15 protein-coding genes and 1 pseudogene are annotated in these 21,489 nt (G+C 70.0%); 7 read left to right on the plus strand and 9 right to left on the minus strand.

Annotation, left to right across the window (positions count from 1 at the left end):
• Position 1: 1 nt before the first annotated feature.
• Both AB0N16_RS39655 and AB0N16_RS39660 read right to left on the minus strand, forming a co-directional pair.
• Positions 2-1,291 carry an extracellular solute-binding protein gene (locus AB0N16_RS39655; RefSeq protein WP_365805583.1) on the minus strand — a complete coding sequence of 430 codons (1,290 nt, stop codon included), beginning with the start codon at positions 1,289-1,291 and terminating at the stop codon, positions 2-4.
• Positions 1,292-1,305: 14 nt separating this feature from the next.
• On the minus strand, positions 1,306-3,420 hold the full coding sequence (locus tag AB0N16_RS39660; RefSeq protein ID WP_365805639.1) for a glycoside hydrolase family 27 protein: 2,115 nt from the start codon (positions 3,418-3,420) through the stop codon (positions 1,306-1,308).
• Between the two features lie 435 nt (positions 3,421-3,855).
• Here AB0N16_RS39660 and AB0N16_RS39665 point away from each other — a divergent pair, with 435 nt between their 5' ends.
• The 4 genes from AB0N16_RS39665 to AB0N16_RS39680 all read left to right on the plus strand — a co-directional run bounded on the left by AB0N16_RS39665 (position 3,856) and on the right by AB0N16_RS39680 (position 6,997).
• Positions 3,856-4,029, plus strand: a complete 174-nt coding sequence (locus AB0N16_RS39665; protein ID WP_365805585.1) for a hypothetical protein — start codon at positions 3,856-3,858, stop codon at positions 4,027-4,029.
• 260 nt (positions 4,030-4,289) lie between these two features.
• A complete protein-coding gene (locus AB0N16_RS39670) occupies positions 4,290-5,417 on the plus strand; it encodes an RNA polymerase sigma-70 factor (RefSeq protein WP_365805587.1) in 1,128 nt (375 codons plus the stop codon).
• A 119-nt stretch (positions 5,418-5,536) separates the two neighbouring features.
• The gene (locus AB0N16_RS39675; protein ID WP_365805589.1) at positions 5,537-6,283 is read left to right on the plus strand and encodes an NAD(P)H-binding protein; all 747 of its coding nucleotides are present in this window, start codon (positions 5,537-5,539) and stop codon (positions 6,281-6,283) included.
• 171 nt (positions 6,284-6,454) lie between these two features.
• A complete protein-coding gene (locus AB0N16_RS39680; RefSeq protein WP_365805591.1) occupies positions 6,455-6,997 on the plus strand; it encodes a GNAT family N-acetyltransferase in 543 nt (180 codons plus the stop codon).
• Positions 6,998-7,277: 280 nt separating this feature from the next.
• On the opposite strand, the gene AB0N16_RS39685 is transcribed toward AB0N16_RS39680, so the two are convergent.
• From AB0N16_RS39685 to AB0N16_RS39710, 6 genes are all read right to left on the minus strand, one after another.
• The gene (locus tag AB0N16_RS39685; protein ID WP_365805593.1) at positions 7,278-9,521 is read right to left on the minus strand and encodes a transglycosylase domain-containing protein; all 2,244 of its coding nucleotides are present in this window, start codon (positions 9,519-9,521) and stop codon (positions 7,278-7,280) included.
• A 570-nt stretch (positions 9,522-10,091) separates the two neighbouring features.
• Positions 10,092-11,345, minus strand: a complete 1,254-nt coding sequence (locus AB0N16_RS39690; protein ID WP_365805595.1) for a hypothetical protein — start codon at positions 11,343-11,345, stop codon at positions 10,092-10,094.
• A gap of 491 nt (positions 11,346-11,836) precedes the next feature.
• Positions 11,837-13,126 carry an MFS transporter gene (locus tag AB0N16_RS39695; protein WP_365805597.1) on the minus strand — a complete coding sequence of 430 codons (1,290 nt, stop codon included), beginning with the start codon at positions 13,124-13,126 and terminating at the stop codon, positions 11,837-11,839.
• 41 nt (positions 13,127-13,167) lie between these two features.
• Complete coding sequence (locus AB0N16_RS39700) at positions 13,168-14,379, minus strand: type III PLP-dependent enzyme (RefSeq protein WP_365805599.1); 1,212 nt, start codon at positions 14,377-14,379, stop codon at positions 13,168-13,170.
• On the minus strand, positions 14,376-16,127 hold the full coding sequence (locus AB0N16_RS39705) for an IucA/IucC family protein (RefSeq protein WP_365805601.1): 1,752 nt from the start codon (positions 16,125-16,127) through the stop codon (positions 14,376-14,378). Before AB0N16_RS39705 ends, AB0N16_RS39700 begins: the two co-directional genes overlap by 4 nt.
• Before the next feature lie 17 nt (positions 16,128-16,144).
• Complete coding sequence (locus AB0N16_RS39710) at positions 16,145-17,701, minus strand: IucA/IucC family protein (RefSeq protein ID WP_365805603.1); 1,557 nt, start codon at positions 17,699-17,701, stop codon at positions 16,145-16,147.
• 632 nt (positions 17,702-18,333) lie between these two features.
• On the opposite strand from AB0N16_RS39710, the gene AB0N16_RS39715 reads away from it, so the two are divergent.
• On the plus strand, positions 18,334-19,095 hold the full coding sequence (locus tag AB0N16_RS39715) for a response regulator transcription factor (protein WP_365805605.1): 762 nt from the start codon (positions 18,334-18,336) through the stop codon (positions 19,093-19,095).
• Positions 19,092-20,585 carry a HAMP domain-containing sensor histidine kinase gene (locus tag AB0N16_RS39720; protein WP_365805607.1) on the plus strand — a complete coding sequence of 498 codons (1,494 nt, stop codon included), beginning with the start codon at positions 19,092-19,094 and terminating at the stop codon, positions 20,583-20,585. Before AB0N16_RS39715 ends, AB0N16_RS39720 begins: the two co-directional genes overlap by 4 nt.
• Positions 20,586-20,662: 77 nt before the next feature.
• Here AB0N16_RS39720 and AB0N16_RS39725 read toward each other — a convergent pair.
• Positions 20,663-20,758, minus strand: a pseudogene (locus AB0N16_RS39725) (M4 family metallopeptidase); the annotation flags it as partial.
• Between the two features lie 227 nt (positions 20,759-20,985).
• Here AB0N16_RS39725 and AB0N16_RS39730 point away from each other — a divergent pair.
• Positions 20,986-21,456, plus strand: a complete 471-nt coding sequence (locus AB0N16_RS39730) for a hypothetical protein (RefSeq protein ID WP_365805609.1) — start codon at positions 20,986-20,988, stop codon at positions 21,454-21,456.
• Positions 21,457-21,489: the final 33 nt, after the last annotated feature.

The following is a 21,489-nucleotide window of genomic DNA, read 5'->3' on the forward strand; positions in this document are numbered from 1 at the left end:
CTCAGGCGTTCCAGATCTTCTCGGCGTCGCGCTGCCAGTCGGTCAGGATGCTGCCGATCGACTTGGGCTTGGCCAGGAACTTGGTGAGCGCGGTGTCCGCGGTGGGCTGGAGGGCGTCGCTGGAGTCGCGGTTGAAGAACTGGGTGATCTCGGCGGCCGCGTCGACGTGCTTGCGGCCCTTCGTCACCAGCGCGGTACCGGCGTCCTTGGCGTCCGGGTTGCAGGGCAGGACGGTGCCGGAGGAGCCCTTGATGTAGATCTCCTGGGCCTCGGCGGTGGCGAGGTACTTCATCAGGTCGACGACCTGGTCGCGGCGGCCGGTGCGGGCGCTGGCGAAGTAGCCGTCGACAGGCGCCTCTTCGGCGAGCGGGACCTTGGAGTCGATGACGGGGAAGCGGAAGAAGTCGATGTCGTCCAGGGCGCTCTTGGGTGCCGCGTCGGCGAAGAAGGTGCCGATGAGCATCATGCCGGTTTTGCCGTTGAGCAGGGAGGTCGTCGCGTCCTGGAAGGCGACGGCGGTGCCGTTCGGGTCGAAGTACGGCAGCACCTCCTGCCAGCGGTCGAAGACCTTGCGCACCTCGGGGTCGTCGAACCGGTGCTTTCCGGCGAGGAGTTCACGGTGGTACTGGGCGCCGTTGATCCGGATGTCCAGGTAGTCGAACCAGGCGGACGCCACCCAGGGGGTGTTGCCGCCCGCGCCGAGCCCGATCGGGGCGACGCCCTTGCTCTTGAGCTTGTCGCACAGGTCGAGGAAGCCGTCCCAGCTGGTGGGCTCGCTCACGCCCCACTTGGCGAAGTGGGACTTCCGGTAGAACATGCCCCACCAGTAGTAGGTGTTGGGCACGAAGACCTTCTTGCCGGAGCTCGCGGTGCAGAGCGAGTTCAGCGCCTTGGAGTAGCGCTTGAGGTCGGGCGACGACGTCCACACCTCGTCGAGGTCGAGCAGCAGGTTCTTCTTCGCGTAGGCGTCCGCCACCGAGCCGGGGTACCAGGTGTACACGTCCGGCGGGTTGGCCGAGGTGAGGTAGGTCGGCAGCTGGGTGCGGAAGGTCTCGGCGGCGACCGTGTTGAGACCGGCCTTGCCGGAGCCCTTCTTCCCGTACGCCGCGACCAGGTCCTCCATCGCGGACTTGGCCTGCGGGGCGGACAGGTTGGACTGGAGGGTCACCGCGCCCTTCGAGGAGCCCTTGCCGGAGGAGGTGTCGGTGACACAGCCGCTGAGCAGTGCCGCTGTCCCGGCGGCGCCGAGCCCGGCGAGGAACCGGCGTCGGCTGGGCTGGTGGTTGGCCATGGTTGTTTCCTCAGTCACTTGAGTCGGGTGCGGTACACGTGGCCGTCGACGCCGCGGAACACCGCGTCGACGGCTCCGTCCGGGCCGGCGGCCGCGCCGAGGGCGCCGTCGAAGGCCGCGCTCGGGAACTCCTGCCGTTTGCTCCAGCCCTGCCAGGCGCCGTCGCTGTACCGCTGCTGCCAGAGGGTGTAGTCGGCGGCCCGCACGTACAGCAGCACCGCGTCCCCGGCGGCGACCAGGGTCGGGCTGCCGCTGACGGTCCCGCCGAGGGCGGCCCAGTCCGACCACTGCCCCGAGGTGTCCCGGGTCCGCGTCCACACGTCGTCGGCCGCGGTGCGTACGGCGACGTGGACGCTCCCCTGCGCGTCGACGACGGCGGACGGGCGGCCGTACACCTGCCGTTCGCCGGGCGCGCCGAGCGAGGACCAGCCGGACGCCGGCCCGCGCTGGACGACCGTGCCGTCGGTGCCGCGCGCGAACAGCGTCCAGTGCGCGGGGTCGGTGAAGGCGACGGAGGGGGCGTCGGTCAACTGTCCGCCCAGGGACTGCCAGTGCCCCCAGTGGCCGTCGGCGTACACCCTCCGGTAGGCCCGGGAGTCGGCGCCGCGTACGAAGACGTCGATCCGGCCGCCGGCGGAGGCGTACACGGCGGGCTGGCCGAGGATCTTCCCCTGTGCGGGACCGCCGAGGTCCCGCGTCCCCCCGTCCGCCTTCTCGACGAGCGAGCCGTGCGGCCCCCGGAAAAACGTGGCGCCGCCGCTCGCCACGGCCGGGCTCGCCGTGGCCGTCACGCCCAGGTCGGTGCCCGGCAGGGCGTCGGCGCCGGTGAGCTTCAGGAACGCGGTGCCGTGCGCGGGGACCTCGACGGTGTACGACCCGCTGTGCGTGCCCCGGTCGGCACGTGCCCGCAGGTCACGGACGCGTACCGGGCCGCCGAGGCCGGTGTCCGAGAACTGCACGGTGCGCTGGGCGGGTTGGTCGGACCGGTTGAGCAGGACGACCGCGCGCTGTCCGCGCCCCCGCAGCACCTTGCTGTAGACGTCACCGACCGAGTCGGTGGCCACCCGCACGCCCTGGACGGCAAGGGGGTCCTGGTCCACGGCGATGATCTCCGGGTTGCGCAGGGTCGCGAGCATGGTGTCGGACAGCGTGCGCGGGTCGGAGCCGAGCACCAGCGGCGAGCCCATCTCGGCCCACATCACGAACTGGCTGGTGGACTCCTCCTGGGTCAGCTCGTACGACCCGTCGGTCATCTTCCGCATGGGGATGAGGTAGTCCGGGTCGTTGTAGTGGCCGGGGCCCTGCGCCTCGGGGTGCCAGGCGTTGGCGTCCATGTTGCGCAGGATGTTGGGCCACTCGCCGGGGCTCGGGGTACCCCAGGCGATGTCGGTGCCGGTGCGCCAGGAGTCGGCGATCGCCGGTCCGTAGACGTAGGTGTTGTGGGCGTCCTGTTCGGGGGTGTGCGGCAGGCCCCAGTCGTCGGTGAGCGGATTGCAGAGGTTCAGCAGCATCGTGCGGCCGGACTTGGCGACCGCGTCGCTGAACTCCTTGAAGGCGGGCCCCGGATCGAGTTTGGCGCCGATCCCGCAGAGGAAGTCGACCTTGATCGCGTCTATCTTCCAGCCCGCGAACTGCCGTGCGTCCTGGTCGTAGTAGCCGCGGCTGCCGAGGCCGCAGCTCTTGCCGCCGTCGTAGGCGCCGGCGTCGGTGTAGATGCCGGCCCGCAGTCCCCGCTTGTGCAGGTAGGAGACGAGGGCCGGGATGCCGGACGGGAAGCGGTCCGGGTTGGCCGTCAACCGCCCCTGTGCGTCGCGGGGGTTGTCGGCCTGCCAGCCGCCGTCCAGCCACACGATGTCGTATCCGCTGTCGCGCAGACCGCTGCTCACCAGCCGGTCGGCGACGGAGCGCACCTCCTTCTCGGTGGGCGCGCCCAGTCCGTAGTAGGTGTTCCATCCCATGTAGGGAGTCGGCGCGAGGCCGCTGTCGTAGGAGGCGGGTGCGCCCTGGTCGACGGCCGTCCCGGCGACGGCGTCGGGGGTCACGGTGGCGGCCAGGACCGCCGCGATCGCGGCCGCGAGTGCGGGCCGGGTGAACCGGTGGTGCGTGGGTCTGTGTACGGGCGGGTGCAAAGTCACGTACCTCTCCCGGGGAGTGGGAAGCAGGAGAACGTGACGCCGGCCGCTCCGCGGCAGAGGCCTACGGCGTCACGGCGATGACTGTGGCCTGTGGCCGAAACAGTGTCAAGATTAATTACTAATTTAGTAGAAGCAGCTCGGATGATCGCCCCGACGACGGCAGCGGCGATCCCGTCGCCAACCGGGCTGCCCGAACCGCGTGTTCGCGATCCACCTGTCCGGCATCCTGCCCTTCGGCGTCCGCCACCGTCGGCGCCGAGCAGCAGTCCGAACGCTCGACGGGGCGGTCCCCGTACCCGCGAACCCCCCTACCCCCAGGAGCGGTCCACGGCGGCCGGTGCACGAGCCGCACCCGTAGTCACCCCGCAACGGGCTTGTGAACGTGATGTGTGGGCACACGGGAATCACCCCTTTGAAAGGAGCCTCCTCATGCTCGGCATAGTCGCGGCGGTGTTGTTCTTCATCGCCTTTCTGATCAACGCGGCGGACATCAGCACCAATGACACGTTCACCTCCACGAACCTGATGCTGCTCGGACTGACCGCCCTGGCTCTGCACGTGGCGGGAATCGGCAGCGGATGGTCGTACCGGAGGCGCCGCTGATCGGCACTCCACGGCCGTGGGCCCGGCGGCACCCCGGCGCCGAGCCGACGGAACGTGGCGCACGTCGGCCGGGCCCGGTGGGAAGGTCACGCCGGCCCAGTCGCGGACGGTGGAGTAGTCGCCGTGAAAGCCGCGGGCGGTGGAGTAGTCGCCGTGAAAGCCGCAGGCGGTGTTCTCGCGATATCCGATGAGAGCCGCCCGAACCCCAGCTGGAGCCCTTGCTGTAACTGTTACCGTTACAGCAAGGGGGGGTGAGGAACGTGAGCGCGCACAGCAGGATGACGGTCGCCGTCCACGTGCTGACCTGGATGACCCTGCTGGACTGGCTGCGCGCGGGCCGCATCACCCCCGCCATCGCCCGCGGGTTCCCGCTGGAGCAGGCTCCCGAAGCGCAGCGTCATCCTGATCGAGAACCGGCCCTTGGGGCGCGTACTGCTCACCATGGCCCGCCGAAGCCGGGCCGAAACAGCAAGAGGAGCCACGGCATGCAGCCTGCGGGGACCGCCGAGGAGTTCGCCTCTTATCGCCCTCGTATGTTCGGCCTGGCCTACCGGCTGCTCGGTTCCGCCGAGGAGGCGGAGGACACCGTCCAGGACGCGTATCTGCGCTGGGACAGGGCCGACCGTGCGGCAATCCAGCACCCCGGGGCCTGGCTCGCCAGGGTTGTCACCAACCTCTGCCTCAACCGGCTCGCCTCCGCCCGTGTGCAGCGCGAGGAGTACGTGGGACCGTGGCTGCCGGAGCCGGTGTTCACGCAGGACGGTGCGCTCGGCCCGATGGAGTCGGCGGAGCAGCGTGACGCCGTGTCGGCAGCGCTGCTCGTGCTACTGGAGCGACTCACGCCGACCGAGCGCGCGGTCTACGTCCTGCGCGAGGCGTTTGCCTACAGCTACCGGGATATCGCCGGGGTGCTCGACCTGAGTGAGGCCAACTGCCGTCAGTCGTACCGCAGGGCGGAGCAGCGCGTGGCGGCGGCGCGTACCCGCTTCGAGCCTGCGGGCGGGCGGCAGCGCGCGTTCGTCGAGTCCTTCGTGGCGGCGGCGCGCGAGGGAGACCTGGCCGGACTGGAGAAACTGCTTGCCGATGACGTCATCTGGTGGAGCGACGGCGGCGGCAAGGTCAGCGCGGCCCGGCGCCCCATCGTCGGCCGGGAGAAGGTCATGCGCTTCCTGGTGGGCGGCGTGCAACGGTTCGCGGGCGGCTGGGACCTCACCGTCGCCGAGGTCAACGGTGCGTCGGCGTTGGTGGCGCACGCGGCGCAGCAGCTCGTCGCCGTCACGTCCTTCGAACTGCGCGACGGCAGCATCGGCGGGGTGCGGGTCGTTATGAACCCGGACAAACTCACCTTCGCCGGCCGGCAGTTCGCCGCGATGTCTCCCGGGGCGTGACCTGAGGGTGAGCGCGATCACACGGAAAGCTGTCACATCCATGGATGGTGGTCGGTTCACAGCGGAGGGCGGGCACTCCACCGGGGAGCGCACGTCCCACCGGAAGGACGGCAACTGCGATGACAACGATCCTGGTGACTGGTGGCACCGGAACGCTCGGCCGGGTCCTCACCGAGCGGCTGCGCGCGGACGGGCACGAGGTGCGGGTGCTGAGCCGGCACTCCCAGCCGTACGCCGTGGACCTGCGTGAGGGCACGGGGCTGGACGCGGCTGTCTCGGGCGTGGACACGATCGTGCACTGTGCGACGTCGCCGCGCGGCGGTGACATGCGGGCAGCCCGCAATCTGATCGAAGCGGCCCGCCAGGCCGAGGTGCGGCATCTGGTGTACATCTCGATCGTCGGCGTCGACCGGGTGCCGCTCGGCTATTACCGAACCAAGCTCGCCGTGGAGAGACTGATCGAGGAGTCGGAGCTCGGCTGGACCGTGCTGCGTACGACGCAATTCCACGACCTGGTACTGCAGTTCCTGCAAGGTTCGGCGAAGCTGCCGGTCATGCTGCTCCCGGCGGGAGTCGCCGACCAGCCGATCGAGGTGGCCGAGGTCGCTGCCCGGCTGGCCGAACTCGCAACCGGGGCACCCGCAGGGCGAGCGCCGGACATGGGCGGCCCCGAGGTCCGCACGTTTCCGGAGCTGGCCCGGGCCTATCTGCGTGCGAGCGGCCGGCGCCGTGCCCTGCTGAACGTGCGCCTGGCCGGCGAGACCTATCGCAGGTTCCGGGCCGGTGGGCATCTGACGCCGAAGCAGGCCGTGGGCAAGGTGACGTTCGAGCACTTCCTGGCAGCCCGTTTTCAGGCGCGGGACTGAGGCCTGGACGGGGAATCGGAGAGTGGTCCAGCGGACAGCGGCAACGGCGCTTCTGCCCCGAGGTCGGTTGATCGGACTGCCGCTGCCCGGGACCTGTCCTGAGCTGCATCAGGCCCTCGCCCCACGGGAGGCCGACCGAACTCTTGGCCAGTCATCGAAGGAGTGATCATCATGGGGACGTCTGAGAACCGATTTTCTACAGCGCCGACTGTAGTGCGGCTCCCTCAGTACACGAAGAGGGACCAGGACGAGATCCTGGGCGACGGCGATGATCCCTTCGGGGTTGCCGCGGCCGGTTTGACCTGGCTGCCCAAAAGAGAGCACTTCGGTATCAGATACGCCGACCGGCTTGTGGCACATGCGGGCCTGCTCCAGCTGCCTGTTGCGATCGGCGATGTCGAGGCAGAGGTGGTGGGCGTCGGTGGAGTGGCCGTCGCACCCGACATGCAAGGCCAGGGGTTGGCCCGGCGGGTGGTCACAGCGGCCCTTGACCACGCTCGCACGATGGGCCCTCAGCACGCGCTCCTGTTCTGCCGACCTCCCCTCGTGCCGCTTTACCGGCGCCTCGGGTGGCACCCCCTTGACAAGGAAGTGCTTGTCGAACAGCCCGAAAACCGCCTGGTGACCATGCCGTTGCGGACCATGGTGACGCCCCTGCGCGACAACGCGTACTGGCCTTCAGAGCCAGTGCGCCTGTTCTCCTTCCCGATGTGACGGACCTCTACCGAGAGGACGGAATGCGAGTGAATAGGAGATTTTCCGTCACCTGAACGTGCGGTGGTGCGGCATCCGAAGTCCCGCTCGATCTGGCAGGCGGCTCAGGCGGCATCATCCCCGAAGGCACTCTGGGGTGGTTCCAGGCACTGGCCTACCGGGACGGCCGCCGTCGCCGCCGTGCCCGGTTCGGCCAGTCCGGACCGAAGCGAATGCAGGAGCCCACCGGGTGCGTTCCTGAGGAAAAGGCTGGGCAACCCACGGGCCATCGCGGCGCGGCTCAAGGTCCTCCGCGGGTAACGGCCGGGGCCGGTGAGCTGGTCGTCGGTGAGGGTGAGGTGTTACCGCCGGTCGTGCCGCCGAGCAGGCCGCCGCCGGTGCCGGTGGTGCCGGTGGTGCCGGTGGTGCCGGTGGTGGTGCCGGCGGTATCGGTCGGACTTGGGCTGACGCAGTGCCTCCCATGCCCGCGACACGGTGCGGGGGTGGGGGTCGGAGCGGCCGGCGCCGTCGGGGTGGCCGGGGGTGTGCTCTGGGCCGCGGTGGCGGAGGGGGTGGGCGAGGGTGCGCCGTATTCGTCCGTGCTCTGGCCCAATGGGGGTGCGGGAGGGAACTGCTGGACGGGTTGCCCCTGGAGGGCGGCGGTCATGTAGCCGGTCCACACCTCGGTGGGCATGTCGGCGCCGAAGACCTTGGCGTAGCCGCCGACGCCCTGCATGGACTGCAGGCCGGCGTTCTTCGGGTCCTCCTTGAACATGCTCACAGCCGTGGTCAGTTGCGGGGTGTAGCCGATGAACCAGGCGGACTTGTAGTCGTCGGTCGTACCTGTCTTGCCGGCCACCGGGCGGCCCAGGGCTTGGGCGTGGGTACCGGTGCCGTTCTTGACGACGTCTCGCAGGACGTCGGTCACGGTGTCGGCGGTCGAGGCGGGCATGGCCGTGGTGCCCTTGGGTTTGTCGAAGCCGGGCAGCTGCCGGCCGTCGGCGACGACCTTGGTGACCGAGTACGGCTCGTGCTGGATCCCGCCGTCGTCGAAGGTGGCGTACGCGTCTGCCATGCGGATCGCCGACGGTGTGGAGGTACCGATGTAGAAGCCCGGTGTGTCGTACTGCAGGCTCGTGCGCAGGAGTCCCGCTTTCAGGGCCTCGCCCTCCACGTTGCCGTAGCCGACGTACTCGCCGAGCTGGACGTAGGGGGTGTTGACCGACTGCTCCATCGCCTTGCGCAGGGTGATGTAACCCCACTTGGTGGACACGTCGTTGCGCTGGTGCAAGAGCCCCGTGGGGTCGTTCGAGTCCGACAGCTCCCGGCCCTGCTGGTCCTTGATGGTGATGCCGTCGTCGCCGTCGAACTTCGAGGCCGGGGTGATCGGTGAGGCCGGCTGCCCCGGGGAGAGGACGGCGCCGTGGTCGAGAGCGGCGGCCAGGTCGACGGGTTTGAAGGTGGAACCGACCGGCACACCGGTCGCGTCCGCGTTGTCCGTCCAGTGCCCCTTGTTCCAGCCGGCCCCACCGTACAGCGCCACGATCGCGCCGGTGGACGGACTGATCGACGCCGCGCCGACCTGGACGTCCTTGTCGGCCGAGCGGTGTTGCGGGTCGAGGTGCCGGTGCTCCATCGCCGCGACGGACGCCGACAGCGCGTTCACCTTCCTCTTGTCGAAGGTCGTGTAGATCTGGTAGCCACCGCGCCCCAGCTGCTGGTCCGTGAGGGAGGCGTGGGCTTCGACGTACTTCTCCGCGGCCTGCACCAGGTAACCGGTCTGCCCGGACATTCCCGCCGACGGCGAGTACGGCTTGGGCGTGGGGAACCCCGATGCCAGGTAGTGCTGTTCCTGGGCGCCGGTGATCTCGTGGATCTTGGCCATCCGGTCCAGCACGTACTTCCAGCGCGCCTTGGCCTGGGCCTTGGCCCGCGGGTCGGTGTCGGCGTGCATCAGCAGGCTCGGCTCGTTGACCGTGGCGGCGATGAAGGCCCCCTGGCTGACGTTCAGCTGGAAGGCGTGCACGTGGTAGTAGGTACGGGCCGCGGCTTCGATCCCGTAGGCGTCCCGGCCGTAGTAGCAGGTGTTGAGGTAGCCCTGCAGTATCTGCTGCTTGGACATCTGGCCGCCGATCTTCAGGGAGATCATGATCTCCCTGAGCTTTCGGGTGACCGACTGGTCCTGGCTGAGGTAGGTGTTCTTCACGAACTGCTGGGTGATGGTGGACCCCGACTGCACCTCACCGCCCGTGGCCATGTGGTAGACGGCGCGGAGCATGCCTTGGGTGTCGATGCCCGGATCGGAGTAGAAGGTGGCGTTCTCCGCGGCGAGGAAGTCCCATTGCACCAGCTTCGGCACCTGGGCGAGGTCGACGTTCTGCCGGTTGGTCGACCCCTGCGTGGTCATCACCGAGCCGTCCGACCAGTAGTAGGTGTTGCTCTGCGCCTGCGTACTGGGGTTCGCGCCGGGGATCGTCGTCGCGGCGTAGGCGTAGCCGAACAGGCCCAGCAGGCCGCCGACGAAGAGCAGGAAGGTGCCGGACACCAGCTTCCACGAAGGCAGCCACCGCCGCAGGCCGCGCCTGCCCGCCCGCGGGTAGTCGATCGGGCGGCGCCGACCGGAACGCGCGGCGTCCCTACGTCGCGTGGCCCCCGCGCGGCGGGCACGCCGGCCTCGGGCCTGGGCCTGGGCCTGGGCCCGAGGCCGGCGTGCCGCGGCCCGGCCACCGTCCGGCATACCGTCAGAGCCGGACGGTATGCCGGACGGCGCGGTCCTCCCCGACGATCGGCGCCGGTGTTCGCTCATTCTCGCCACTCCTCAGCCAAGGGCACGGCCCCGCCATCGCCGCGAGACCGCCCGCCGGGTGCCTGCTGGGTGCCTGACCTGGACACGCCGACCCCCCCCCAGAGACTCCTACAAGCTGTAAGAGTAAGTCGCACTCGCAAAACGCAGGCAACCGCCCGGCCAACAACGAGCCGTAGCCCGGCATCAGCCCCTGCGCGGCCTCCGGTGCCGGCGGCCGCGGCTGTCGGCGATCTGTGTGCCGAGTCCGGCTCAGCCTGCCGACTGCCCCGGCGCAGAGGATGCGTCGAGGCAGTCCGTCGTGGTGATTGGTCAGCCGAGTGAGGTCAGAAGGGTGTTGAGTGCCTTGACCTCGGTGGCCTTGTCGGGGCTCGGGGCGCGTAGCGCCGTCAGGACCTGGTCGATCTCGCTGTCGAGGAAGTGCCAGGACTGCTCGCTCTTGGGCTCAAGGGCGGACTGGTCCTTGTCCCACGAGGTCTCGAGGTCGCTCACTCGGCGGGTCGCGGCCGACTGGTTGTCCGAATCGAGCTTTGCCAGGGTGTCGGCAGCGATCGTGCGGAACTTCGCGATCTCGGCCGGAGGAAACGGCGACGTCGCCTGCTTCGGGGTGAGATGGGCGGTTACCGGTGCGGGGGCGTCTTCCTCACTGGCCACGGCCGCGTGGGGCTGGTGGTGTGCCCAGACGAGAAGCACCGCGGTTGCGACCGCTACGACGGCGTAGTAACCGAGCATGATCCGCTCCCGCGCCGGGTTCAGCGCTCGCGGGGCATGAGCGAGATCGTGGGTCTCGATGACATCGCTGCGGCTGACCGTGAGGTACACGACCGTGGCGAGGATCGCACCCAGGAAGACCACGCTGGTCACCGCGGTGCCGAGGCCCAGGCCGCCGTCGCCGCCGGGCGAGCCGAGCCAGTCGCCGAGGTTGGCACCGAGCGGACGGGTGAGGATGTAGGCAAGCCAGAAGGAGAGCACCGCGTTGGCGCCGAGGCGCCACCCGAGGACGATCGCGACGATCAACCCGAGAGGCAGGAACACGGAGACACCCGGCGTCCAGCCGGTCAGTTCCAGGGTCCAGTCGCCGGTCGCGGTGCCGAGGGCGAAAGTGACCAGGACCGCGAGCCAGTAGAAGAGTTCACGGGGACGCGTGGTGATGGTGTGGACCGACAGGGTCCGCTCGCGGGCGTACCAGATCCCGAAGACAACGGCCAGGAGGCCGGCGAACACGCTACTGCTCAACGCGAGGGGAACGCCCTGGCTGTCGGTGAGGATGTCGGTGTAGAGGGTGCCGGTCACACTGACGACCACGACGGTGAGCCAGTACACGAACGGGACGTAGCGTTTGGTGGTGAGTTGCCAGCCCATGACGCCTGCCAGCACCACGGTGAAGATCAATGCCGTGTTGATCAGGCCCACGCCGAGGTTCATGTTGATCCAGTCGGCGAAGCTTTCGCCGACCGTGGTGCAGAGGATCTTGATGACCCAGAACCAGATCGTGACCTCGGGAACCTTGTTCAGCATCTGCTTTACAGGCGCCCGAAGGCCGTCGGGCGTCGTCGCGGTCGTCATGTAATCCTCGCAAGGAACGAATGGCAGCGCGGAGGGGCGTCCCTCACGTCTGCGGAACGGTAATTGTCTGGAAATGCGTGGCCAGGCGCGGTCTCAGATCCGCAGGGCTGCGGTACGACTTCGATTGCTCGTCAAACACGTCCAGGCAGGGAGGCGCTACGAAGGCGTTGGTCCCGCTGCTGGGAGCCGCCGAGGTGGAGAGACATGCCGGTCGGCCGGATCCCCCCCGTTCCCTGGCCGGCCCAAGGAAATCAACGGGCCATCGCGAATCCCGGTCTTAAAATCCGCCGGAATTCCGGGATCCCCGTCCAACCAGTTCCGGAGAAGTGGTGTGAGCCCGTCTCAGCCGGTAGTTCGTCGGCTCGCCGCTGGTCTCCTCGCTGGTGGATTCCCGCCGCCGGAACCACCGGGCTGGCATACGTTTCATCGGTCATGGTGCCCGACTGTGCCAGCTGGAACCTGAACACATCCTGACTGCCAGCCCCTGCGTATCACTCGCCCCGCGGCTGGAGAAGATCCATTTGCATGCTCCGACTACTGTCTGCCGCTGGTGCACCGGCCGGACCCGTCGCCATTCGCCGCTGGTTCAGCCGGTGCCGCTTGCTCCTCCAGGCCGGCAGGGCGAGCGCGGAGGCCGCTGAGATCACACCGCCGAGGATCAGGGCGGCGCGGGGGCCGAGGGCGTCGGAGACAACGCCGACAAGAGGGGCGCCGACGGGCGTGCCGCCCAGGAGCACGAGGAAGTAGACGGACAGCACACGCCCACGCAGGTGCGGGTCGACGTGCAGCTGGGTCAGGGCGTTGGCGGTCGTGGTGACGATCACCGCGGCGAAGCCGACGGGGACCAGCAGGGCCATGAACGTGCCGTAGCCGGGCATCAGGCCCAGCGCGGCCTCCAGTACGCCGAAGGCGACCGTGGCCGTGATCAGACGTCGGGGGGTGGGCGGTTGCCTCCCGTTGGCCGCGAGGAGCGCGCCCACGAGGCTGCCCGCCGCATAGGCGGCGGAGAGGCAGCCGAAGGCCGCCGCGCCGGAGTGGAAGACGGTGATGGCCACGAGGGAGATGGTGACCTGGAAGTTGAGTCCGAAGGTGCCGACGAAGGCGACGAGCGTGATCGGCAGGAGCAGTTCCGGTGTGCTGGCGATGTGGCGGAAGGCGTCGGTCAGGCATTTGTCGCCGGGTCGGCGTCGGCCGGGGTGGCGGAGTTCACCGGACGGAATCGTGCTCAGCCCGTACAGGACCGCCAGGTAGGAGACCGCGTTGATCAGGAACACCGGGCCGGTCCCGACGACGGCCGCGGTCAGGCCTGATGCGGCGGGGCCGAGAATGCGGGCGACGTTGAACTGGGCGGAGTTCAGGCTGACCGCGGCGGCCATCTGCTCGCGGACGACCAGTTCCGATATGAGGGCGTTGCGGGCAGGACTGTCGACGGCGGTGGCGGTGCCGAGGGCCACGGCCAAGGCGTAGACCGAAGGCAGGCTCACCATGCCGGTGACGGTCAGGACGCCGAGCAGCAGGGACTGCGCCGCCATGGCGGTCTGGGTGATCAGCAGCAGCCGGCGTCTGGGGTAGCGGTCGGCGAGGGCTCCCCCGGTGAGGCCGAACAGGGTCTGGGGCAGGAACTGCAGTGCGGTCACGATGCCGACCGCCCGGCCGCTGCCGCCGGTCAGCTGCAGGACCAGCAGGTCCTGGGCGGCTCGCTGCATCCAGGTGCCGATGTTGGAGGCCAGTTGGCCGAGCAGGTAGCGGCGGAAGGCCCGGACGGTGAGGGTGGCGAGCACCGAACGGTGTTCTCTTCCGCGGGGCGCGCCGCACCGCAGGGTCATGTCGGTCCGCCTGCGTACGCGTCCGCGCCGGGCGCGTCGAGGTCGTCGATGTGGTGGAAGGTCGGGTGGGGGTGCATGAGGAACGCGTGGTGGGAGATGTTCCACGCGTACGCACCGGCCATGGCGAACGCGATCCGGTCGCCGATCCGCAGCCGGTCGACCATGACGCGGCGGGCCAGGACGTCCTTGGGTGTACAGAGCTGGCCGACCAGTGTCACCGGTTCGCCGCGGACCTCCGGGCGGTGCCAGGAGTGGTCCCAGGACTGGTCGGGGATGACCTCGAAGGGCTGGTCGTGCTGTTTCGCGGCCGGTGTGCGCAGGTGGTGGGTGCCGCCGCGCAGGACGGCGAACGCCTGGCCGCGGCTGCGTTTGACGTCCAGGACCTGAGTGACGTACCAGCCGCAGTAGGCCGTGAGCGAGCGACCCGGTTCGATCCGCAGCGTGACACGGGGGTGGCGCTCCAGCGTCCGGCACAGCCCGACACCGAACGCGGCCCAGTCGAAGACCTCGTCGGGACGCGTGTAGTCGACGCCCATCCCGCCGCCGATGTTGACCTCGGCGAGTGCGATCCCCTGGTGGTGCGCCCAACGGTCCGCCCAGGCCATGCCCTGTGCGACGAGGGCCAGGTGAGCGCGTGCGTCGAGGCCGCTGGCCACGTGGATGTGCAGCCCGCGCAGCCGGATACGGCCGTCGTCCGTGATGATCTGCAGACATCGGTCCAGGTGAGCGGGGTCCAGGCCGAAAGGGCTGGGACAGCCGCCCATGACCAGGGAGACCGAACGGAGCATCACGGGTACGTTGACGCGCAGCAGCACGTCGACCGTGCGGTCGCCCAGCGCGGTCGTCAGCGTGCGCAGCTCGTGTTCACTCTCGACGTGCAGGCGCTCCACGCCCGCGTCCAGTGCCTCGGCCAGTTCCCCCGGGGTCTTGCCTGGGCCCCCGAAGGCGATCCGGGCTTCGGGAAAGAGGCCGCGGACGTGGCGGATCTCGCCGCCGGACGCGACCTCGAACCCGTCGACGTGCCCCGCCAGGGTCCCCAGCAGGCGAGGGTCGGAGTTGGCCTTGGCCGCATACAGCAGTTCGACGCGGCGGGGCAGCGCGGCCCGGACGGCGCGGACGTGGTCGCGCAGGCCGGGCAGGTCGTAGAGGTAGGCGGGCAGGTCGTCGTCGGCCAACTGGCGGACGTGGTGGAGGAGTGCGGGCCTCACGGCGTCACCTCGCGGGGGAAGTCCGCGCCGAGCGGGCTGGGCAGGGGGACGTAGTGGGCGTGCCGGTCGGCCTGGCGGGACCAGCGCAGCAGGAGGTTGGCCTTGGCGGGCAGCGGGACGCCGGAGAGCAGGGCCCGCAGGCGGGGTGGTTCGCCGGCGGTGCGGGCGTATGCGTCGACGCGGTCACGGACCAGGCCCCACAGCGCGGGTTCCAGCGCCGGCCGGAGGTCGGCCAGGGCGCCGAGCACCTCGGCGACATGGTTGACCAGCAGGCAGTACACGACCCGGTTCCAGCCGCGTTCGGCGTCGTAGGTCAACGGCCCGCGGACGTCCTCCGGCAGAGTGGACAGAAACCGCTCATGATGACGGGGCAGGAGCTTGGTGCCCTCCAGGTCGCGGAACAGCATCTGCGCGGGCATGCCGTCCGCGCTCACGCCGACGACGACGTTCTGCAGGTGGGGTTCCAGGACGATGCCGTGTTCGAAGTAGGCGGCCAGCACGGGTGGCAGCAGCAACCCGAGATAGGCCTCCCACCATGTCAGGAGGTCTCCGTCGCCTCGGGCCAGCAGGTGGGAGACGTGGGCCTGGCTGGTGGGGTACTCGTCCGCGACCGCGGCGGCGAGCAGCGGCGTCACGCCCGGACGGAGGTGGGGACGCAGGCCGGAGCGCACGATGACGCCGAAACCCTCGACCAGGTCGGTGTCGCCGCCGGCGGCGACGGTGCGGTAGCCGGGCTCGGCGAGCAGCGCGCAGCCGGGGAAGCGCTCGGCGAGCCGGGTCATGACGGGCTGGACCAGCCGGTTCAGGGTAACGGCACCCGACAGTTCGTAACCGGCGTTCTTGCGCAGGCAGTTGGTGATACGGACGTTCAGGCTGAACTTCAGGAAGGTGTCCGCGTCCGGCTGGTAGAGCGTACGCACGGACGCGGTGGGCACCCATTCGGGCCCGCTGACGCCCGCGTCCACGACGGCGCCGTCCGCCATCGCCGCGCGCAACCCCTCGTGACCGCGCAACAACCGGAACTGCCAGGGGTGCACCGGGAGCGTCACGTAGTCCGGGTCCGTAGGCGGATACAGCCTGTCCAGCTCGCCCGACTCACCTTCTTCCCGCACCAGTTCGCGGCGTACGGCCAGGTGGTGCAGTCGGATGCGGGCTCCGGTCTCCGGTCCGTACGCCAGCCAGTCCGCCGGGTCCCCGGTGCGGGCCTTGGGCGTGGGGTGGAAGCGGTGTCCGAACACCAGCGCCTGCTCCGAAGCCAGATAGAGGTCCGGACAGAGGTTCGGTTGCGGTGCCGGACGGGCGCGGTGCTGGGGGGTGGCGGGGCGGTGCTGGGGGGTGGCGCGGTGTTGCAGGGTGGCGCGGATGGTCTCGTGGCTGTCGGCTACCTGGCCCAGGAACTCGTCGTTGGCCGTGCCGGTGCGCAGTTCCAGTTCCTCCTGGACGTAGCCGGCCAGTTCCCGCCAGTCGACAGTGGCCCAGGTGGCGTCCTGGAGTCTTTGGACGGGGCCCTGGAAGCGGTGGGCACCGATCATCGAGACCCGGCGCAGTCGGGCCCGCAGCAGAAGGTCCCTGCGCGGCAGGCGCAGCAGGAGGTGGTCGTGGTCGACGGTCACCTGGTGCTCGGGGGCGGACACCTCGCGGACGAGGCAGTTGAGCAGGGTGTGGGCGGTGACGGCGTCGGCGGTCTCGTTCGGCTGGTCGGTCTGTGCCGCGGTCGTGGTGCCGGGCGCGATGGCGGAGGTGGTCATGGGGTGGCTCCCGTGCGTCAGAAGTGGCGGTACCGGGTGAGGGGATTGGGGAGGGGAATCCACTGGGCCTTGCCGGGGTCGTCGGCCAGACGCATCGCGATGGTGGCCTTCAGCGGCAGGGTGTCCCCGAAGAAGACGGCCTCGTCCCCGTGGTCCGGCAGCTCGGCGTACGCCCGGCGGCCGGCCTCGGCCACCGTCTCCCACAGCGTCCCGGGGGCGAGGGCACGGGTGCGGGCGAGGACGTCGACCAGTTCGCTGAAGACCCCGCTGAGAAGCGCGCCGAACAGCTTGGTGCGCAGCGCGTCCATGTCGTCGCCCGCCCGGGTGCCGGCCAGCGGGGGCAGGGTGAATCCCCAGGCGGCCAGCCTGCGCGGGCTGACCCGGACCCCGTCCAGGTCCCGGTAGAGCACGCGTACCGGTTTCCCGTCCCGAAGGACGACCAGGGTGTTCTGGCCGTGGGCCTCCAGCGCGACTCCCATGGACAGCAGGGTCAACGCGGGCGGCAGTACCAGCGTGGCGAAGTCCCGCAGCCAGCACACCGGATCACCCGCCACGACGGCGCCGCCGGTCGCGTGCACCGCCGTCAGCGGGACGGCGATCTCACCGTCGCCGAGGTGGGAGTCGGTGGACTCCCTGAGCATCGCGGCCAAACTGCCGGACGCCCGCCCGCCCACCCGGACCGCGCCGCCGCCCAGCTCACGGAGCACCCGCAGGCTCTCACCGAACCCGGCTTTGTCTACGACGGCCGAGACCAGATCCGACAGGGCCGGTCCGTCGGCCACCTCCGCCGGCGAGATGGTCCTGCGGTAGTTGGTGACCTGCACGTCGAGGGCGGTCTTGATGTGACAGCCGGGCAGCTCGGCCATCGGTGCGAGCGTGCGCAGCGACAGCAGCGGCCGGGCCGGGATCGTCCGCCCCGTCACGGCGAGGTCGCGGTGGCGCGCCAGTACGTGGTCCCGCTGCCAGGGGTGGACCGGAACCAGGAACGTGTCGCCGTCCCGCAGCTCGGCGGGCCAGGTGCCCGCGCTCTGCCAGCGGTCGGCCGGGACGGGCAGCAGGGCCAGTTCGATCACCGGGTGGTGTTCGGGCCCGTAGGACAGGACCTCGGCGACGGACATGCCGGTACGGGTACGGCAGCACGGGTGCTGCGGGTGACCGTCGACCACCGCCTGTTCGGCGTCGGCCGAATCGCGCAGTCCGCCGGGCCTTTCGGGATTCGCGGCGCGGGCCAGCGCGAGGTTGACGACGCTGTTGTCCAACTCGGCGGCGAGCCGGCCTACGGCCGATCCGGAGAGTCCCAGCCGGGCGAGGAGTTGGGCCGGCCCGCGAACCGGCCCCGCGGGCCCCGACACGGTGAAGCCCTCGGGCGCCTGGGCGAATCGCTGGGCACACACGTCAGGCGCCGTGAGCCGGTCACCGTTGCACAGCGTCACGACGAGCGTGTCCGCCACGCGCTGCCGGACGGCGACGCCGGGCAGCGGCTCCCGCGCGAGGGCGCCCCACAGCCGCCCCAGGACGGTGGCGCGCGCTCCGGGGAAGGCCGCCGCGAACGGCTCCGCCAGCTCCGGGCGCACCCGCCGCAGTTCGGTGATCGTCCTCTCGGACGGTCCATCCCCCCTTCCCCGCGGGAACGGAGGGCTCATGGACGTCTCGGGGGTATCTGAGGGCATGGCGGATTCCCGGAAGTCGAGTGGTTTTTCCAGCACGCGGCGGACCTGAACCGGACCGCACATCGGACACTACGGGAAGGCGTGTAAGCGCCAATCAAGTGGACATACAAGTGGTTTCCGGAAAACCCCGCGACGGAAACCCTGAAACGCCAGGATTTCAGAGCCATGCGCGATTCCTGTCGCGACCTCGTGATGGCCGCACAATTAGGGTCCACAGCACGGAGCAGCTATGCCTGCCACACGGCAAGTCACAGGTCACGGGCTATTCTCAGCCGCCTGCGACACACGCTTCCGCAGAATCACCGCGAGCCTGGTGTTCTGTTTCCTAACCATCTCCTGACCAAGTGCTGGCAACGCGCTGGATGTCCCGGTACGGCCCTCGTCCGCGAGTGCGCCGTCCGGCTGAATTCCGTGCGCTCCCATCGATGACCTCGCGCGTGCAGCTGTCACATGAGAAACCCGAAGGGTCACTGATACGAGGGAATGGTGCGGCGGTTGTACAACGCGGCAGGGCTGCTGTTTGTGAGCCTGTCGGCATGCATCTGCTGCTGATCGAGGACGACGACCGGGTGGCCGGGCCCCTGCTGGAGGGACTGGGCCGTTTCGGGTTCACCGTGGAACACGCGCGAACCGGTGCCGACGGCCTGTCCGCCGCGGAGCCGGCGATGGTGCTCCTGGACCTGGGGCTCCCCGACATGGACGGCATCGACGTCTGCCGGGAGCTACGAGCCCGCTCCGCGGTCCCGATCATCATGATCACCGCGCGGGATTCCGAGGCCGACCGGGTGCTCGGTCTGGAACTGGGCGCGGACGACTACGTGTCGAAGCCGTTCGGGGTCCGGGAGTTGGTGGCGCGGATCCGGGCCGTGGCTCGACGGACGCGGGCCGTGCCCGGCGCTGCGGGTGATCCGGTGACAGGAGCCACCGGCAGCCGGGACCCGGCCGGTGCGGCCGGCGCCCAGCGGGTCGGTCCCCTCAGCGTCGACCGCCGGACCCGTCAGGTTCGCGTGGGCAGGGTGCCGATCGCCCTGGCTCCCAAGGAGTTCTCCCTGCTCGTCTGCCTCGCCGAAGATCCCGGAGCCGTCTTCTCCCGCCAGCAGATCCTCGACACGGTGTGGGAGCCGGACTATTTCGGCCCCACGAAGACCCTCGATGTACACATCGCCGCCCTGCGCCGCAAACTCGGTGACCCCTCCTGGATCGAGAACATCCGCGGCATCGGGTTCCGTCTCGTTCCGCCCACGGGCCCCGACCCGACCCCGGCCGTACCGGACCGACCCCGCAGAGGCGTCCGATGACGCGCCGTCTGCTGCTCAGCTACCTCAGCCTCATGGCGCTCGTCCTGCTGGCCCTGGAAGTTCCCTTCGGCTTCGTCTACGCCCGCAACGAGCTGAACCGCTTCTCCCATACGGCGGAGGTGAGCGCGGTCACGCTCGCCTCGGTGTGCGAGGAGAAACTCGAACACGGGCGGGCGTCGGACCTGCCGGAATTCGCCCGCGACTACGCCCGGCGCACCGGCAGCAGTGTGGTCATCACCGACCGAGGCGGCACGGTCCTCACCGACTCCGCCGAAGCCACCGACGTGGGCACGAATCTCTCCTCCCAGCCGGACATCGCCACCGCCCTCCACGACCGGCCCGCCACCGGGATCCGCGACGACCTCGTCCCGGGCGTCAAGGTCCTGTTCGCCACCGTGCCGGGCGGGGCCGGCGACACCGTCCCCTGCGTCGTCCGGACCCTCTACCCGCTGACCCCGATCGCGGAGAAGGTGCATGCCACCTGGTTCGCACTCGGCGTCGTCGGCCTGGGCGTGCTGGCGGTGGTCGCGCTGATCGGTTCCGCGCTCGCCCGCTGGATCACCCGCCCTCTGCGGGCTCTGGAACGCGCCACGACGCAACTCGCCGACGGCCGCCTGACCGACCCTCCGGCCACCGACCGCGGACCGCCCGAACTACGCCGCCTGACGGCCGCGTTCACCCGCACGGCCACCCGGCTCCAGCACCTGCTGCACGCCCAGCAAGCCTTCGCCTCCGAGGCATCGCACCAGCTCAAGACCCCCCTGACCTCCCTGCGCCTGCGACTGGAGAACTTCGAACCCCACCTCGCCACCTGCGCCCAGGACAGTCTCGGCGACGCCATCGACGAAGTCTCCCGCCTCAGCCGCATGGTCCAGGGACTGCTCGCCCTGGCCCGGCTGGAGAACTCGGCGATCACCCCGGAGATCGTGGACCTCGACGCCGTCGTAGCCGACCGCGCGGCCATCTGGACGGCGTTCGCCGGCGATCAGCGCGTCGGCATCGCGGTGTCGGGCACGCAAGTCGGCCAGGTGTGGGCGGTCGCGGGTGCACTCGAACAGATCCTCGACAACCTGCTGTCCAACGCGCTGAGCGTCTCCCCGCCCGGCACCACGATCACCCTGGCGACCGCCACCGCGACGGCGGACGACGGCTGCACGGTCGAATTGCATGTGATCGACCAGGGCCCAGGCATGACCGAAACCGACCGGCAACGGGCCTTCGACCGCTTCTGGCGTGCCGCTGACGCCGGCCATGACGGCACCGGCCTGGGCCTTTCCATGGTTCAGCGGCTCACCCAGGCCGGCGGTGGAGACGTCGCCCTGAACCCGGCCCTGGGCGGCGGGTTGGACGCCGTCGTCAAGCTACGTCCCGTGTCGGCAGTCCGCGCCCGGAACCACTCGGCGGCCCATCGCAAGATCCCGCCGCTGCGCAACAACAGCGCGACGGGCAACCGGCCGATCATCGAGACCGTCCCGAGCGCGGAGCCGTGATGGCCGGTGATGCGGCCGAGGGGAGGCTCCGGCAGGACACACCCCCGGCGACCCCGCCACACCACTGTGCCGGCGGAGTTGGGGTTGTTCGCGAAGAACTCGACGGCGGTGCCCAGGATGTCGCTGGTGGCCTCGTTGAGGGCGCCGGACTCGCCGGTCTCCAGGAGGCCGGCGGGACCGACCGACCCCCGACGGACGCCTTGACGCTGCGGCAACATTCGGCCACTTCGGAACTTTGGCGATTTCCCGCTGGTGTTTGTGTGCCGCACGGGCAGAAACGTGTGCGTTGCACATCGCCCCCCGGGACGGTCGCATTCCGCCGCGAACCGGGCAGGGACATGTGTAGACGAGTGTCTGCGGCTAGTTTGACCTCATTGACGGCAACAGCCCGAGGACCAACATGCAGGTGCACCTGAACCCCCCGCTCGAACCCGGTCGTGCGCCCGAGCTCGCCGCCGCCATCGTGGCGGCAGCGGCCGACATCAGTGATGCGGCGCTAGACTACAGTCCCGAGAGCATCGCTGTCGTGGAGGACATCGTCGACGGCTTCCGGGCCGAAGGTGTGAGCGGCGAGGAGATGGCCGAATCGCTCGTCGCCTTCGGCTGCTACCTCGGCGAGATCGTGACGCGCCACATCGGCGGCACCTGGCGGCCCGCCCCGGCCGCTCACCCCACGACCGCCCCTTTCGTCGTGGTGTTGCCCGACGCTCGGGAGTGCCATCCCATCGACTGGGTCTTCAGCCGTCTGGAGGCCGGGGCCGCCGTCAGCATCCGTGGCCTGTACGCGACGGCAGCGGCCGACGGCGCGGACAGCCAGTTCGCGGAAGACGCGGAAGAGGCGGAGGAAGCGGAAGAAGGGGCGCACGGGTGAGCGCGTGCCGCAGACTGTCCGGCCTGGAACGAT

Source organism: Streptomyces sp. NPDC051105, from assembly GCF_040682795.1.
In the GTDB taxonomy this organism is placed as follows: domain Bacteria; phylum Actinomycetota; class Actinomycetes; order Streptomycetales; family Streptomycetaceae; genus Streptomyces.

Coding starts and splice junctions, on each gene's coding strand:
- AB0N16_RS39690 (WP_365805595.1), bottom strand. CDS start 11,345: ATGACGACCGCGACGACGCCCGACGGCCTTCGGGCGCCTGTAAAGCAG.
- AB0N16_RS39720 (WP_365805607.1), top strand. CDS start 19,092: ATGACGCGCCGTCTGCTGCTCAGCTACCTCAGCCTCATGGCGCTCGTC.
- AB0N16_RS39715 (WP_365805605.1), top strand. CDS start 18,334: ATGCATCTGCTGCTGATCGAGGACGACGACCGGGTGGCCGGGCCCCTG.
- AB0N16_RS39705 (WP_365805601.1), bottom strand. CDS start 16,127: ATGACCACCTCCGCCATCGCGCCCGGCACCACGACCGCGGCACAGACC.
- AB0N16_RS39665 (WP_365805585.1), top strand. CDS start 3,856: ATGCTCGGCATAGTCGCGGCGGTGTTGTTCTTCATCGCCTTTCTGATC.
- AB0N16_RS39730 (WP_365805609.1), top strand. CDS start 20,986: ATGCAGGTGCACCTGAACCCCCCGCTCGAACCCGGTCGTGCGCCCGAG.
- AB0N16_RS39680 (WP_365805591.1), top strand. CDS start 6,455: ATGGGGACGTCTGAGAACCGATTTTCTACAGCGCCGACTGTAGTGCGG.
- AB0N16_RS39675 (WP_365805589.1), top strand. CDS start 5,537: ATGACAACGATCCTGGTGACTGGTGGCACCGGAACGCTCGGCCGGGTC.
- AB0N16_RS39655 (WP_365805583.1), bottom strand. CDS start 1,291: ATGGCCAACCACCAGCCCAGCCGACGCCGGTTCCTCGCCGGGCTCGGC.